General features: G+C 36.7%; 12 protein-coding genes and 1 tRNA gene. 10 read left to right on the forward strand and 3 right to left on the reverse strand.

Features of this window, described 5'->3' with window-relative positions; all coding sequences use genetic code 11:
- Nucleotides 1-29: 29 nt before the first annotated feature.
- Together ACST15_RS00765 and ACST15_RS00770 are read right to left on the reverse strand one after the other, a co-directional pair.
- The gene (locus tag ACST15_RS00765) at nt 30-1,274 is read right to left on the reverse strand and encodes an HD domain-containing protein (RefSeq protein ID WP_459452753.1); all 1,245 of its coding nucleotides are present in this window, start codon (nt 1,272-1,274) and stop codon (nt 30-32) included.
- 3 nt (nt 1,275-1,277) lie between these two features.
- Nucleotides 1,278-1,991 carry a DUF1003 domain-containing protein gene (locus tag ACST15_RS00770; protein WP_459452754.1) on the reverse strand — a complete coding sequence of 238 codons (714 nt, stop codon included), beginning with the start codon at nt 1,989-1,991 and terminating at the stop codon, nt 1,278-1,280.
- A gap of 116 nt (nt 1,992-2,107) precedes the next feature.
- On the opposite strand from ACST15_RS00770, the gene ACST15_RS00775 reads away from it, so the two are divergent.
- Both ACST15_RS00775 and ACST15_RS00780 read left to right on the forward strand, forming a co-directional pair.
- A tRNA-Ile gene (locus tag ACST15_RS00775) sits at nt 2,108-2,181 on the forward strand.
- A 119-nt stretch (nt 2,182-2,300) separates the two neighbouring features.
- Nucleotides 2,301-3,620: an FAD-binding protein gene (locus tag ACST15_RS00780; RefSeq protein ID WP_459452755.1), complete on the forward strand. Its 1,320-nt coding sequence runs from the start codon at nt 2,301-2,303 to the stop codon at nt 3,618-3,620.
- 10 nt (nt 3,621-3,630) lie between these two features.
- Here the strand turns inward: ACST15_RS00780 and ACST15_RS00785 are convergent, their stop codons facing one another.
- Nucleotides 3,631-5,736, reverse strand: coding sequence for an outer membrane protein assembly factor BamB family protein (locus ACST15_RS00785; protein WP_459452756.1), 2,106 nt, complete (start codon nt 5,734-5,736; stop codon nt 3,631-3,633).
- A 213-nt stretch (nt 5,737-5,949) separates the two neighbouring features.
- Between ACST15_RS00785 and rhaT the strand changes: the two genes are divergently transcribed.
- The 8 genes from rhaT to ACST15_RS00825 all read left to right on the forward strand — a co-directional run bounded on the left by rhaT (nt 5,950) and on the right by ACST15_RS00825 (nt 15,483).
- Entirely contained in the window at nt 5,950-6,999 is a 1,050-nt protein-coding gene (gene rhaT / locus ACST15_RS00790) for an L-rhamnose/proton symporter RhaT (protein WP_459452757.1), read from the forward strand.
- Nucleotides 7,000-8,031 (forward strand): GntR family transcriptional regulator, encoded by a 1,032-nt coding sequence (locus ACST15_RS00795; protein WP_459452758.1) that lies wholly within the window; start codon nt 7,000-7,002, stop codon nt 8,029-8,031. It begins immediately after the preceding gene.
- A 120-nt stretch (nt 8,032-8,151) separates the two neighbouring features.
- Nucleotides 8,152-9,555, forward strand: a complete 1,404-nt coding sequence (gene leuC / locus ACST15_RS00800) for a 3-isopropylmalate dehydratase large subunit (RefSeq protein WP_459452759.1) — start codon at nt 8,152-8,154, stop codon at nt 9,553-9,555.
- A gap of 19 nt (nt 9,556-9,574) precedes the next feature.
- Nucleotides 9,575-10,165, forward strand: a complete 591-nt coding sequence (gene leuD / locus ACST15_RS00805; protein WP_459452760.1) for a 3-isopropylmalate dehydratase small subunit — start codon at nt 9,575-9,577, stop codon at nt 10,163-10,165.
- A 25-nt stretch (nt 10,166-10,190) separates the two neighbouring features.
- Nucleotides 10,191-11,684, forward strand: coding sequence for an alpha-isopropylmalate synthase regulatory domain-containing protein (locus ACST15_RS00810; protein ID WP_459453228.1), 1,494 nt, complete (start codon nt 10,191-10,193; stop codon nt 11,682-11,684).
- A gap of 18 nt (nt 11,685-11,702) precedes the next feature.
- A complete protein-coding gene (gene leuB, locus ACST15_RS00815) occupies nt 11,703-12,776 on the forward strand; it encodes a 3-isopropylmalate dehydrogenase (protein WP_459452761.1) in 1,074 nt (357 codons plus the stop codon).
- Nucleotides 12,777-12,825: 49 nt separating this feature from the next.
- The gene (locus ACST15_RS00820) at nt 12,826-13,323 is read left to right on the forward strand and encodes a YdcF family protein (protein WP_459452762.1); all 498 of its coding nucleotides are present in this window, start codon (nt 12,826-12,828) and stop codon (nt 13,321-13,323) included.
- A gap of 12 nt (nt 13,324-13,335) precedes the next feature.
- On the forward strand, nt 13,336-15,483 hold the full coding sequence (locus tag ACST15_RS00825) for a S9 family peptidase (protein WP_459452763.1): 2,148 nt from the start codon (nt 13,336-13,338) through the stop codon (nt 15,481-15,483).
- Nucleotides 15,484-15,590: the final 107 nt, after the last annotated feature.

A 15,590-nucleotide genomic window follows, 5' to 3' on the forward strand; every position in this document is an offset into this window, starting at 1 on the left:
TTCAGGTAATAATGGAACTAGGTATGTAATCAACGTAATTCGCCTTGCAAATATACGCTCTTTGGGCAACAAAAATAGTATTTTTTTACAATCTTACTTAATGCTTGGATGGTCGGTAAGTCAGATGCTTCAAGTAACTCGACAACCTGACCTTGTTTATCGACCATTTTGATGGTATTGTCTCCTTGTATGTAGGCAGCATTGCTCGTAGAGCCATCCACTACAAAATAGCCTACCTCTTCTGCCGTAATACCTAAACTTTTTTGAATCATTTGTTCAATTTCAAGTTTTTTAGTCCTTGGTATAGGTTGGCTACCCAATTTACAAGTGAATAATTTTCGGGTTAGGAACTGTTGACATAAATTTTTCAATATTATATCCTCTGCTGATTTCCAGCTTTTTATGGCCGCCCAAACGTCATGATCGTCTAAGTCAGTAAATGCAATCAAAAGCGATTCCCTACTCGAAAATTCATCCCAGGTATATACTTTACTTAAAAAGGTAAATAGGGGGGTAGAGCATTCCAATTGTACGCCAGAATTAATTAAATATTTAGCTCTTCTTAGAATCTGAATTAGCATACTTTCTGCAGCAATAGCTGTTTTGTGTAAATATACCTGCCAATACATCAACCTTCGGGCCATCAAGAAATTCTCAATGGAATAAATTCCTTTTTCTTCCAATACTAATTTTTCATTGACTAAATCCAGCATGGATAAAAGCCTTTCTGACCCAATGAAACCTTCTCTCACGCCGGTATAAAATGAATCCCGACTTAAATAATCCAGACGATCTACATCTAGTTGACTTGAAATTAATTGATGAAAAAAGGGTCGATGGTATTTATCAGCGAACATCTGGATGGCTAAATCTAATCTACCTTCAAAATGTTTATTTAATGTGGCCATCAACAATTGAGATATATCTTCATGATGAACATTTTCCAATAAAGTATACTCCAAAACATGTGAAAATGGACCATGCCCAATGTCATGTAACAATATGGCAATTTCAGCGGCTTCTCTTTCTTCTTCGGATATGGTATATCCTTTTGCTTGTAAATTGTTGAGTGCCTGATCCATTAAATGCATGGCACCTAAAGCGTGATGAAAACGGGTATGATGTGCACCTGGATAGACAAATTCGGCTAAACCCAACTGTTTAATTCGTTTTAATCGCTGAAAATAAGGATGGTCAATGAGCTTTAAAATGAATGGATTATTGATTTTAATGAATCCATAAATCGGGTCATTGATAATTTTAGTTGGGTACATAGTTTAGCGGACTTTCTTATCTTTTACCAAATTGGTTATTTCGTTCAGCATTTCAACTTGGATATTCTGTATTTCCAATAATTCTTGTTGCTGATGGGTCATTAAATGATCAATTTTTTCATTTAGTAATCTGATTTCTAATTCAGATTTTAAATTGATTAGGTAATCTTTTTTGGATCTTTCACGATCTCTTTCCTCTTGCCTATTTTGACTCATCATAATGACAGGGGCTTGTAATGAGGCTATGCAAGATAAAATAAGATTCAAAAGAATGAACGGATAAGGATCAAAACCTTTATTTAAAAACATGTAGACGTTAACCAGTATCCAAATGGCTAAAAATACAAAGAAGGAAATGATAAAACGCCAACTACCTCCAAAAGAAGCCACTTTATCTGCTACTCGTTGGCCTAAAGTTAAATCTCCGAAATCCTCCATGTCTACCGCTTGGGTAATGAGTCGGTGATCCGCTTCGTTTTTTAGGACTATTTGTTCCAAAGCTGTTAAATCGCCAGTTTCTTTTTTAAGGAAATCAGATAAATAGATTTGCCTAAAAATATTTAATTCAGTGATGGCTAAATTACTCCCAGATTGAAAATTTGGATAATCTTTTTGAATCAATTGTAAAATTCCTTCCTGAATATTATTCGCATTCACCATTTCGGAAATGGGATAAATTTTCTTGGAAAGGTCACTAATGAATGTTTTCGTTTTCATGGGAATAGATGGATAAACCCCAGCTGTATTAAACCTTAAATTATAAATTTATAAAGGAAATTAGTTAAAAAGCTCTTGATTATTTAATTTTGCAGCTCGTTGAAGCAATTCAATGCGGACTTGTAGCTCAGTTGGTTAGAGCATCTGACTCATAATCAGGGGGTCCATGGTTCGAGCCCATGCTGGTCCACCCCAAATAAAAAACAATACCTTGGTAGCAGGGTATTGTTTTTTTTTGTTCTTAGTTTCAATGGTTTATTGGAATATTTGTAATAATTATGGGAAATAATTGAACAAAAATTATTCTCAATGAACCGTCAAGACTTTTTAAGAAAATCAAGTTTACTATTTATGGCTAGTCAAATTTATGTTCCATCAACTTCTGAGACAAATTGGGCAGGAAATTTGACCTATGCAGCTAAGAAAATAGTTTATCCTTCCAATGTAGAAGAACTAAGGAATGAGATATTGGCTGCTAAACAGGCAAAGGCTTTAGGTTCCAAGCATTCTTTTAATACCATTGCCAATACGACGGAAACATTGATTTCTACTTCTAAAATGAATCAGGTGATTTCTATTGATTCCCAAAAGATGTGGGTATGGGTAGAAGCAGGAATTAAATATGGCACATTGGGATTATTACTGGATAAGGCTGGATATGCCTTACATAATTTAGCTTCTTTACCTCATATATCTGTTGGAGGAGCCTGTGCCACAGCTACCCATGGTTCGGGTGATGGTAATGGAAATTTATCTTCTGCTGTTCGCGGAGTAGAGATCATGAAAGCAGACGGCACTTTACAACGTTGGGAGTTTGGTCAACCTGATTTTAATGGTGTAGTGGTTAATTTGGGTGCTTTAGGAATCGTGACAAAAATGGCTTTGGCCATTCAACCCAAATTTGAAGTTAGTCAGTTTGTCTTTGAAAACTTATCTATGAATCAACTGAAAGACCATTTTGATGAAATATATCAAGAAGGTTATTCAGTTAGTATGTTTACACATTGGGAAAACAAAACCATAAACCAATTGTGGATTAAAAAACGTACCGATGCCAAAAATATTCATCCTGTAAAAACTTATTTTGGTGCTACAGCAGCTACGAATCATTTGCATCCAATTAAAATTAATTCTCCTATCAATTGTACCGATCAAATGGGAATAGCAGGTCCTTGGTATGAGCGACTTCCTCATTTTAAAATGGGCTTTACACCTAGTAATGGGGAAGAACTTCAGGCGGAATATTTTGTACCAAGAAAATATGCCTACCAAGCTATCATGGCCGTAGAAGCCATTCATTCAGTTTTTTCTCCTTATTTATTTGTCACAGAAATTAGAAGCATAGCCGCCGATGAACTTTGGTTAAGTCCAGCCTATCAGCAAGATAGTATCGCCATTCACTTTACTTGGAAACCGGATACTCCTAATGTGATGGCTGTTTTGCCTAAAATTGAAGCGGCTTTAGAACCTTTTGAAGTTAAACCTCATTGGGGAAAATTGTTTACGATGAGTCCACAAAAATTGCATTCCCGCTATTCAAAATTCAAGGATTTTCAAGCTTTAGCTAAACGCTTGGATCCCAATGGACATTGGGCTAATGAGTTTTTGAGAAGGAATTTGTGGGGATAATACCCATGTTTTAGGGCAATGAAAATGCCACATATTGATTGTTTTTCGGTGTGCCAAGTTTAGTTCCACCACAGGCAATCACAACATATTGTTTCCTCCCAACCATGAAGGTAGATGGGGTAGCAAATCCAGCGGCCGGTAAGGTTGTTTCCCAGACAAGTTTACCTGTTTTGGATTCAAAGACTCTAAATTTTCCATCTTTGGTGGCTGCAATAAATAATAAGCCGTTGGCTGTAATTAAGGGGCCACCATAATTTTCTATCCCCGTATTTTTTATTCCTTTTTTCGCTAATTCGATATCTTCTCCCAAAGGAATTTTCCAAAGGTATTTCCCTGTATTTAAATCTATGGCATTCAATGTTCCCCAGGGTGGGCTTATTCCCGCTCTTCCTTTGGAATCCAAGAATTTATTGTATCCTGCCATTCGAAATGGGATATTTGGCTTTAAACTAGAAGATAGACTTCCCACTTCTTGTTTATCTTCATTGCCCAGAAAGGATAAAATGGCTTCGATTTCTGTATTTTTCAATTGGGTAAATCCGGGCATCATGCCTTTCCCTTGTTGGATAATTTGCTTCACAAATCCCTTATCTCTTCGATTAAAAATATCCATTAACGATGGATATCCACTTAAACTATTTCCTTTTAGGTCTGCCCCATGACAATTTTGGCAATAGTTTTGGTAGAGTTTTTTGGCCAAACTGATTTTTTGTTTTGCTTTCTCCGCTTGATTTTCCATTTTTTGAACCCAGGCCATTTCATTACTATTGACATAAAGAATTCCATTTTTGGGATCAGCTGCTGCTCCTCCCCATTCACCTCCGCCATCAAATCCAGGAAAAATCAGTGTTCCAACCTCACTGGGAGGGGCATACCAACCTTTGTTGTATTGTTTTAAAAGTTGGATAAGTTCATCTTTATTTTCGGCATAGGGACTTACGTTTAACTCGGTGATTTCATTTGATTGTCGAGTATAGGGTGCAGGTTTACTGGGTATAGGTTGAGTGGGCCATGGTTTTTCGCCCGGAAGACCTTTGGTAGCGACTTTCTTCTCTAGGATGGGAAATAACGGTTTTCCTGTTTTCCTGTTAAATAGAAAAACAAAACCTTGTTTTGAGATTTGGGCTACCGCATCGATATATTTACCTTGATGCTTTACTCGAATTAAGTTCGGTGGTGCCGGTAAATCGCGATCCCATAAATCATGATGTGTGGTTTGAAAATGCCAAATTCTTTTTCCAGTTTTCGCATCTAGTGCAATCAAACAGTTTGAAAATAAATTTTTACCCGGTCTATTTCCACCCCAGAAATCATATCCAGCTGATCCAGTGGGTACAAAAAGTATTCCTTTTTCCTCATCAACTGCCATTCCGGCCCAATTATTCGCTGCACCTACGTAGGTATTTTTATAGGCATCTTTTGGAAAAGTTGAATAACCATATTCGCCTGGATAAGGTATGGTATGAAAGGTCCATACTAATTTTCCTGATTTAACATCAAATGCGCGAATATCGCCCGGTGCAGCATCTTCACCCTCTGAAAGTCGAAGAGGCATGATGATTAAATCCTGAAAAATAGTGCCAGGTGTATTGGAAACTAAAAATTTATCTTTGGCTATTTCAGGCAAGCCCGAATGTAAATCAATTTTACCTTGTTGACCGAATGATGAAATGGGCTTACCTGTTTTGGTATCTAAAGCCCATAAATTGGGTCCTGCGGTAAATAGAATTCTAGATTCTTTTCCATTAGTCCAATAGGAGACACCTCGACTTGTACTGGCCCAGTTTTTTAAAGGATCTCCAAATCGCCAAAGTTCTTTTCCTGTTGCAGCATCTAGCGCAAATGCTTGTACAGATGCATTTACACTGTACAAAATTCCTTTGATGATGATGGGATTAGCTTGTATTTGTCCAGAATCTCCGCTCGCGTAGGTCCAAGCAACTTTTAGGTGCTTAACATTTTCAAGATTTATTTGAGTCAATGTGGAATAATGATTTCTATCGTTTCCGCCAAGGTAGGATGGCCAGTCTTCTTGAGACTGAGGATAATAAAAGGAAGAACCAAGTAGTATGATAACGAGGGAAAGTCCAGCAAGAAAGGGAATTTTACTTTTCATAGGCTTAATTTAATAATAAATAGTACTTTCATTAGCCTGACTTGAATTGTTTTTATCAATTCTTCTGTTACATTAGCGAGCTATTTTAGATGAATTAATCCAATAAAGATTGATTAAATGGTTGTCAACTAAGCGCTTTTTTTTTCAAAAGATTAGAAATAGTTCATTTTTTACTTTGGTAGGAATACTTAAAAAAATAAATATAAAGATCAAATGGGTTCATTATTAGGATTGTTGTTTCATAGTTTAGGTGGATTTGCTTCGGGTAGTTTTTATATTCCATATCGAAAAATTGAGGTTTGGTCTTGGGAAAGCGCTTGGATAGTTGGGGGTGTTTTTTCTTGGATTTTGGTGCCTTTTGTGGCAGCATATTTGACCATACCTGACTTTATGCAGATTATCCAAGAAGCCAATTCGAGTACCTTATTTTGGACTTATGCTTTTGGAGTTTTATGGGGAATTGGAGGATTGACCTTTGGTTTAGCCATGCGTTATTTGGGCATGTCTTTGGGTATGTCCATCGCCCTAAGTTTATGTAGTATTTTCGGTGCTTTGGTACCACCTATTTACCGTGAGTTTTCTGGTATGGAGGGTATTACTTTTTCTCAAATTGCAGGTAGTACCGGGGGGAGATTGGTATTATTAGGCATTGTGGTATGTATAGTAGGTATATATCTCTGCGGAAAAGCAGGTATGATGAAGGAGAATGAGCTTTCCGATGCCCAGAAAAAGGAAAGTATAAAAGAGTTTAATCTAGTGAAAGGGTTGATCGTAGCTACCATTTCTGGTTTGCTAAGTGCTTGTTTTAATTTTGGTATTGAGGCAGGAAAATTGATGGCCAATGAGGCTATTGTTAAGGGTTGTGACCCATTATTTCAAAATAACGTCATTTTTATAGTGGTCCTTTGGGGTGGCTTTACCACCAATTTTATTTGGTGTATGTATTTAAATTTTGCGAATAAATCATTTGGTGATTATACGAATGCGGAATCACCGCTTCGTAGAAATTACACTTTTGCTGCGGTGGCGGGTACTACTTGGTTTTTGCAATTCTTTTTTTACGGTATGGGAGAAAGTAAATTAGGTAATGGGGCTAGCTCTTGGATCTTACATATGGCCACCATTATTTTAACTTCTAATTTTTGGGGATTGTATTTCAAAGAATGGAAAGGAGTATCCAAACAAACCTTAAGGACAGTAATGGCTGGAATTGTTGTAATTTTGGTATCTGTTATCATAGTAGGAATAGGTAATTCTTTATAAATGAGTCATTCTAATATTCTTGATGTTATCCATATCGATGAATTTTCATCGACACCTAAGTACCAGCAATTGGCTAACTCCATTATTGAGGGTATTCGCAATAAACGTATTAAAAAAGGGGAAAGTTTACCATCCATTAATGAAGTAAGTTTTGAGTATTATATTTCCCGAATTACCGTTGAGAAAGGATATAATTACCTGAAATCCAAGGGAGTAATAGATTCTGTTCGAGGAAAGGGTTTTTTCATCAAGATCGATAAGCTACCAGTTGATTTTCGTATATTCTTGTTATTCAACAAATTAAGTGGTCATAAAAAGCTGGTGTATGATTCTTTTGTAGAAGCTATGGGTGAAAACGCCACCATTGACTTCTATATTTATAATAACGACTTCAATCTATTTAAAAAGATTATTCAGTCTAGAGATCGGGATTATTCACATATCGTAATCATTCCTCATTTCATGGAAGGGGAGCAAAGTGCAAGGGAATTGATTAATCAATTGCCCAAGGAGAAATTAATTTTATTGGATAAACTTTTGCCAGGTATTCAAGGGAATTTTGGAGCGGTGTATGAAAATTTCGAAAAGGACATATACTCGGCATTGATTCAAGCAAAAGATGATTTAAGTAAATACCATGTATTGAAGATGATTTTCCCGAATACTTCTTATTATCCACAAGAGATTGTGACGGGGTTTACTAATTTTTGTCGGGATTTTGCCTTTGATATGGAAATCGTATCCTCAGCTGGATCGATTACTCCGGCTGTAGGTGAAGCCTATATCAATGTTATGGAAGATGATTTGATCCTTTTATTAGAGAAGATTTTAGAAAAAGAATTGGTATTAGGGGAGGATGTAGGTTTAATTTCATACAACGAAACACCTTTAAAAAGACTCTTGTTTAAAGGTATCAGCACCATCTCTACGGATTTTGCTCAATTAGGTAGGACTGCTGCCGAATTGATTAAAACAAATTCCAAAGTTCATATTGAAAATCCATTCTGTCTCATTTCGAGAGCTTCCTTATAAAACCCAATTAGCCAAATTTTATATGGCTAAACTCTGTTTTTGAGCAATTAAACCTTTGAATTTCCTGAAAAAAGTAGCATTTTTGTAGCTTGATTTAGGTAATTATTTAATTCTATTATAATGAGCAATACTCCCAGTACCCTTTTTGATAAAGTTTGGGACTCCCATGTCGTTCGTAAAATCGAAGATGGTCCAGACGTATTTTTTATAGATCGTCACTTCATTCACGAAGTAACTAGTCCTGTTGCATTTTTAGGCTTAGAGACACGTGGTATCGGTGTATTATTTCCAGAGAGAACTTTTGCTACGGCGGATCATAATACCCCAACCATTAACCAACATTTACCTGTTGAGGATCCTCTATCAGCCAATCAATTATTGCAATTAGAGAAAAATACGAGCAAATATGGTATTTCTCACTGGGGCTTAGGTAATCCAAAGAATGGTATTGTTCACGTGGTAGGTCCAGAAAATGGTATTACCCTACCAGGAATGACCATTGTTTGTGGAGATTCACATACATCTACTCACGGTGCATTTGGAGCTATCGCTTTTGGAATTGGAACTTCTGAAGTTGAGATGGTGCTATCATCTCAGTGCATCATGCAGCCAAAACCTAAAAAAATGATTATTAATGTCAATGGAACCTTAGGAAAAGGAGTTACTCCAAAAGATGTGGCATTGTACATCATTTCAAAATTGAGTACCTCAGGTGCCACAGGATATTTTGTGGAGTATGCGGGAGATGTATTTAGAAATATGTCAATGGAGGGTAGAATGACAGTTTGTAATCTTTCCATTGAAATGGGTGCTCGTGGTGGTATGATTGCTCCAGACCAAACCACTTTTAATTACATCGAAGGTCGTGATTTAGCTCCTAAGGGTGCTGATTGGGATAAGCAATTGGCATATTGGAAGACATTGAAAACTGACGAGGGTGCTTCATTTGATCAAGTAATCAATTTTAATGCTTCAGATATTGAGCCCATGATTACCTATGGTACCAATCCTGGAATGGGTATGGGTATTTCCAAACATATTCCTAAAGCCAAGGATGTAGAGGGCGGTGTAGCTACCTATGAAAAATCTTTGGATTATATGGGTTTTGCTGAGGATGAGGCTATGATCGGTAAAAAAGTAGATTACGTATTCATTGGTTCTTGTACCAACGGTCGTATCGAAGATTTTAGAGCATTTGCTTCCATTGTTAAAGGACGTAAAAAAGCAGATCATGTGACAGCATGGGTAGTACCTGGTTCTCATATCGTAGAAAAACAAATCAAGGATGAAGGTATTTACGATATCTTAACTGAAGCTGGATTTGAATTACGTCAACCAGGTTGTTCGGCTTGTTTAGCGATGAATGATGATAAAATTCCGGCAGGAAAATATGCTGTTAGTACTTCCAACCGCAATTTTGAAGGTCGTCAAGGTCCTGGTTCTCGTACCTTGTTAGCTAGCCCATTAGTGGCTGCCGCCGCCGCTGTAACGGGTGTTGTTACCGATCCAAGAGAGTTTTTATAAGTTGTTAAATTAGACCATTATGGCTTACGATAGTTTTAGTATACTTAAAAGTTCTGCTGTTCCTTTACCGATTGAGAACGTAGACACAGATCAAATCATCCCAGCTCGATTCTTAAAAGCAACAGAGCGTAAAGGTTTTGGTGATAATTTATTCAGAGATTGGAGATACGATAAAAATGATCAACCCAAGGCTGATTTCGTATTGAATAATCCTACTTACCAAGGAAAGATTTTGGTAGGAGGGAAAAATTTCGGTTCAGGTAGTAGCCGCGAGCATGCTGCATGGGCTATTTATGATTATGGTTTTAGATGTGTTGTATCTTCCTTCTTTGCTGATATTTTCCGTGGAAATGCCATCAACGTAGGTATTTTACCCGTACAGGTTAGTCCAGAATTTTTGCATCAAATTTTTGAAGCCATTGAAAAGGATCCTAAGACTGAATTAGAGGTTAATTTACCTGAGCAACGTATAAGCATTGTTGCAACAGGGGCTTCTGAAAGTTTTGATATTAACGGGTACAAAAAACATAATTTATTGAATGGTTTCGACGACATAGACTATTTACAAGCTATGAAAGACGAAATCGTATCTTTTGCTTCCAATCGATAATTCCTTGAAACGCCATATTGAAATCATGGATACCACCCTGCGCGATGGTGAACAAACCAGCGGGGTATCCTTTTCTGCGAGTGAAAAATTGACCATAGCTCAATTGCTGTTAACTGAATTGAAAGTTGATCGCATTGAGATTGCCTCTGCACGTGTGTCTGAAGGTGAGTTTCAAGCTGTGAAAAAAATTACAGAATGGGCAGATAAAAATGGTTATTTAGATCAGGTAGAGGTTTTGACTTTTGTTGACGGTGGAACTTCCGTGAATTGGATGCTGGATGCAGGTGCGAAGGTGATGAATTTATTGACCAAAGGCTCTTTGAATCATTTGACCTTTCAATTAAAAAAGACGCCAGAACAGCATTTTAGTGAAGTTGAGGCAACTATTCGCTTAGCCATTTCCAAAGGGTTGAAGGTGAATGTTTACCTAGAAGATTGGAGTAATGGCATGCGTAATTCGAAAGAATATGTGTTGTCTTATTTGGATTTTTTAAGTCAATTGCCGGTTGACCGTATTTTGTTGCCTGACACTTTGGGTATTTTAATACCTTCGGAGGTAGCCACTTATATTTCGGAATTAGTCAATCGCTATCCGAATACCCATTTTGATTTTCATGCACACAATGATTACGATTTAGGCACTGCTAATGCATTGGAGGCAGTACGTAATGGGGTGCATGGTTTACATTTAACTGTAAATGGCATGGGTGAAAGGGCAGGAAATGCTCCTTTAGCTAGTGTAATTGCGGTGATCAATGATTATCAAAAAGATGTGGAAGTTTCGGTTGAAGAAAAGTCTTTATACTCTGTCAGTAAATTAGTAGAAACATTCTCAGGATTTAGAATTCCAGCCAATAAGCCGGTAGTCGGGGAAAATGTGTTTACTCAGACAGCAGGTATACATGCCGATGGAGACAAAAAAAACAACTTATACCACAATGATTTAATGCCTGAGCGTTTTGGTCGTGAACGTAAATATGCCTTAGGTAAAACGAGTGGCAAGGCGAATATTGAAAATAATTTATTACAAATGGGGATTCAACTTTCAGATGAAGATTTGAAGAAAGTAACCCAGCGTATTATTGAATTAGGTGATCGAAAGGAAGTAGTTACCCCCAATGATTTACCATATATCATTTCTGATGTATTGGATAGCTCAACGATAGAAGAGCGAGTGCAGGTATTAAATTATGTATTGACACATAGTAAAGAATTACGTCCATCTGTTACCTTAAAAATTTCCATCGATGGTAAAATATACGAGGAGCATGCACAAGGAGATGGTCAATACGATGCGTTTGTTAATGCATTAGAAATTATATTCCAAAAGAATGGGAAAAAACTAGCCCAATTGAAGGATTATGCAGTAAGAATTCCTCCTGGAGGGGATTCTGATGCGCTTTGTGAAACCATTATTACCTGGTCTCATCAAGGAAAAGAATTAATAACCCGAGGATTGGATTGTGATCAGACGGTTTCTGCCATTAAGGCAACTCAAAAAATGTTGAATTTGATTTAGTAATATACAATAAGACAAATGGCTAAGAAGCATATTTTAATTGTTCCAGGTGATGGAATTGGACAAGAAGTAACCGCAGTAGGTAAAAAGGTTTTAGACAAAATCGCAGCCCGTTTTAATCATGAGTTTACTTATGATGAAGCTTTAATTGGTCACGTAGCTATTGAAGCTACTGGAGATCCACTTCCAGCTGAATCATTGGAAAAAATGAAAAACTCAGATGCTGTATTATTTGGTGCTGTTGGACATCCTAAATACGATAATGATCCTTCGGCTAAGGTTCGTCCGGAACAAGGTTTATTAAAAATGCGTAAGGAATTAGGCTTATATGCCAACTTACGTCCGATTAAATTGTTTGATGAGCTTTTGGGTGCTTCAAGCATTAAACCTGAAATATTAAAAGGGGCTGATATTTTATTTTTCCGTGAATTAACTGGAGATATTTATTTCGGTGAAAAAGGACGTAAAAATAATGGAGATACGGCTTATGACGTGGCAGAGTATAGCCGTTATGAGGTACAAAGAATTGGTCGTAAAGCTTTTGAAGCAGCAAGAACTCGACGTAAAAAATTAGTTTCAGTTGACAAGGCCAATGTATTGGAGTCATCTCGTCTTTGGAGAGAAGAAATTCAAAAACTTGCCTTAGAATATCCTGATATCGAAGTGGAATATCAGTTTGTGGATGCAACGGCTATGATTTTAATTAAGGAACCTACTCGATTTGACGTAGTGGTTACGGCGAATTTATTTGGTGATATTTTAACTGATGAAGCTTCGCAGATAGCCGGTTCTATGGGTATGTTGGCTTCTGCGTCCATTGGAGACGGTACAGGGGTATATGAGCCAATCCACGGTTCTGCCCATGATATTACTGGAAAAGGCTTAGCTAATCCCATGGCTTCTGTTTTATCTGCTGCTTTATTATTGGATATTTCTTTTGGTTTGAAAGAAGAGTCAGAAGCTATTATTTCGGCCATTGATCAAGTATTAAAGAAAGGTTTCCGAACTAGGGATATTGCGGATAAAATAACTGATCCATCCATGATTTTAGGCACTGATGCAATTGGTGAAGAAATATTGAAATTGCTTTAATTGTCTCAATATTTAATAAATTTAGGCCTCCATTTTGGAGGCCTTTTTTATGAACTTGCAGGAAGTACTTATTTTGTTGGGATCACCTAATTCACCTGATGGGAAACTAGGACCCATTGCTTTGGATCGTGTTAAGTATGTCAATGAATTATTTCAGCAAGAGAAGCGTCCTATTCTTTGCACAGGCGGATTTGGGTCGCATTTTAATACAAGTCCTTGGCCCCATGCTTTTTTATTACAGCAGGAATTAATGAAGTTAGGAGTACCCGAAGATTCTTTTTTGCCTCTTGCTATATCATCCAATACCGTGGATGATGCCGTGCAATCCAAAAAAGTATTGGAAGAATTTTCAGTCCATTTACTACGGATTATTACCTCCCAGTACCATGTAGAAAGGGTTCGATTAATTTTTGATGAAATTTTAAGTAGCTATTCAAAACAATTTGATGGGGTAGAGCATTTATCATTTATTCCTGAATTAGAACAATTAAAAGTACATGAGGCTCGTGCCATTCATGAAATTAAAAAGAATGGATTATATTATTAATATCAACAAACAATGAAAAAACTCTTTACACTATTAATGATTCTTTGGGTATGTTTTAACGCCTCGGCGCAAAGCATGCAGAAAATTGAATTAACCGATTTACTAAAAATCAAAACTGTTTTACAACCACAGTTTTCTCCTGATGGGAAGAAATACATTTACTTAGTTAAATCCATTTTGGATGATCCTGATAAAAAAGGAGAATTTGTATATCAAACGCATTTATACCTAGGTGATTTGGCTACTAAAGAATCAAGGGCCTTAACATCTGGAAAATTATCCGTTTCATCTGCCTCATGGAGCCCTGATGGTCAATTTATAAGTTTTGTCAGAACATTTGGTGATAAACCTCAGGTGTTTTTACTGCCTCTTAAAGGTGGTGAAGCATATCCTATCACCTCTATTCCTTATGGCGCAACGGCACCAGAATGGTCTAAAGATGGTTCAATTATATTTTTTAATACATCGTTATCTGTCAAAGAATTTTTATCTGATACGCTATATAATAAATCAAAATGGACTCCTTCCTGGACTCATGAAAAACCAGGTTATGATTGGACTAGTTTTCAAAAGAAAGCCATTAAAGCGAATCCAGATGGAAATATTGATGAAATTCGGGCTTATTTAATACAGAACGAAAAGGATAAAAAGGCCAAGGTTATAAATCAATTGGATTTTCAAGAGGAAAGCACCACAAGCAGTGAGTTAGATGTTCCAGCTTTCTTTCAAGTAGCCATTACTGGAAACGCAAAACCCATTTTATTGGTTAATCCTTTTCGTAGAATAGAGGAAATGAAAGAGTTAAATGCTGGGAAATCGTTTATAGTTACCATTCCTTCAGATACACTAAAGCATCCAGATAAGGTATTAGATAATATGTTAGCTATTTATGATTTGGAATCGCGTAGCTTCCAAACAATAGTTGAAAAACCGGGATATCGCTATTCCAATATTTCTGTTTCACCTAATGGGAAATACCTTGCTTTCTTTGAGCTTAAAGTAGGGGGAATTCCTAGTCCAGTGGCTAAAATCATAGGCTTAAGCCCAGGTGCATATTATCAAAAAGTTATTCCTTTAGATCGAATTATTACCCAATGGACTTGGTCCAAAAATGAAAGTAAATTATATATCAGTGCCCAAGATCATGGTGCTGTGCCTTTGTTTGAATACGATATTGCTAGTAATAAATTAAAGACCTTAAGTAGTACTGATGAAGGTGTATTGGGTTTTGATCAGCAAGATGGACAATTTATTTATGCCAAAACTAAGATTTCAAATCCTTCAGAATTGTATTTTTTCTCCAGCAACACTTCGAATGAGCTTGCTTTAACCCAATTGAATTCGGTTTGGTTAAAAGACAAAATACTTAGCTTCCCAACGAAGAAAACATTTAAAAATAAAAATGGCTTAGTTTTGGATTATTGGGTCATGAAACCTATTAATTTTCAAATAGGAAAAAAATATCCCTTGTTATTGGAAATACACGGAGGTCCAACTGCCATGTGGGGAACTGGAGAAGCAAGTATGTGGCATGAGTTTCAATATTTTGCAGCCAAGGGTTATGGGGTAGTATATTCCAATCCAAGAGGAAGTGGTGGTTATGGCACCGAATTTATGGCCGCGAATGTAAAAGATTGGGGGCAAGGCCCCATGTCGGACGTGATGCAAGCATTGGATTTAGGTATTTCTGAAGGTTGGACCGATACGACTAAATTAGCTGTTACCGGTGGTTCCTATGCAGGGTATTTAATTTCTTATATGTTGGGACATACCAATCGTTTCAAAGTAGCTTGTTCTCAAAGGGGAGTTTATGAATTGTCTACTTTTTTTGGAGAAGGAAACGCATGGAGGTTAGTACCTAACTATTTTGGTGGGTATCCATGGGAAAAACAAACAAGAGCTATTTTGGATAGAGAATCACCATTGACCTATGTTCAGAATATCAAAACGCCGCTCATTATTTTTCATGGGGAAAATGATTTAAGAACTGGGGTAATTCAATCTGAGATGCTGTATAAAAGTCTAAAAGTAATGGGTAGAGAGGTGGAATATGTACGTCATCCTGGTGCGACACATGAAATTACTCGTACGGGTAATAACCGCCAACGATTAGATCAAATGCTGAGAACCTATGAGTTTTTTGAGCGATATATGAGATAAGTTAAGAATGAAGAATGTAGAATGTAAAATTTGGCATTATATAAAATATGTAATTAATTTTTCATTCTACATTCTACATTCTTCATTCTTCATTCTTCATTCTTCAT

Source organism: Aquirufa sp. Wall-65K1, from assembly GCF_054558475.1.

Bases quoted from the DNA above. Each gene is read 5' to 3' on its own strand.
- ACST15_RS00785 (WP_459452756.1), bottom strand. From the start codon at position 5,736: ATGAAAAGTAAAATTCCCTTTCTTGCTGGACTTTCCCTCGTTATCATA.
- ACST15_RS00825 (WP_459452763.1), top strand. From the start codon at position 13,336: ATGAAAAAACTCTTTACACTATTAATGATTCTTTGGGTATGTTTTAAC.
- ACST15_RS00820 (WP_459452762.1), top strand. From the start codon at position 12,826: ATGAACTTGCAGGAAGTACTTATTTTGTTGGGATCACCTAATTCACCT.
- leuB (WP_459452761.1), top strand. From the start codon at position 11,703: ATGGCTAAGAAGCATATTTTAATTGTTCCAGGTGATGGAATTGGACAA.
- ACST15_RS00780 (WP_459452755.1), top strand. From the start codon at position 2,301: ATGAACCGTCAAGACTTTTTAAGAAAATCAAGTTTACTATTTATGGCT.
- ACST15_RS00770 (WP_459452754.1), bottom strand. From the start codon at position 1,991: ATGAAAACGAAAACATTCATTAGTGACCTTTCCAAGAAAATTTATCCC.
- leuD (WP_459452760.1), top strand. From the start codon at position 9,575: ATGGCTTACGATAGTTTTAGTATACTTAAAAGTTCTGCTGTTCCTTTA.
- ACST15_RS00795 (WP_459452758.1), top strand. From the start codon at position 7,000: ATGAGTCATTCTAATATTCTTGATGTTATCCATATCGATGAATTTTCA.
- ACST15_RS00810 (WP_459453228.1), top strand. From the start codon at position 10,191: ATGGATACCACCCTGCGCGATGGTGAACAAACCAGCGGGGTATCCTTT.
- rhaT (WP_459452757.1), top strand. From the start codon at position 5,950: ATGGGTTCATTATTAGGATTGTTGTTTCATAGTTTAGGTGGATTTGCT.
- leuC (WP_459452759.1), top strand. From the start codon at position 8,152: ATGAGCAATACTCCCAGTACCCTTTTTGATAAAGTTTGGGACTCCCAT.
- ACST15_RS00765 (WP_459452753.1), bottom strand. From the start codon at position 1,274: ATGTACCCAACTAAAATTATCAATGACCCGATTTATGGATTCATTAAA.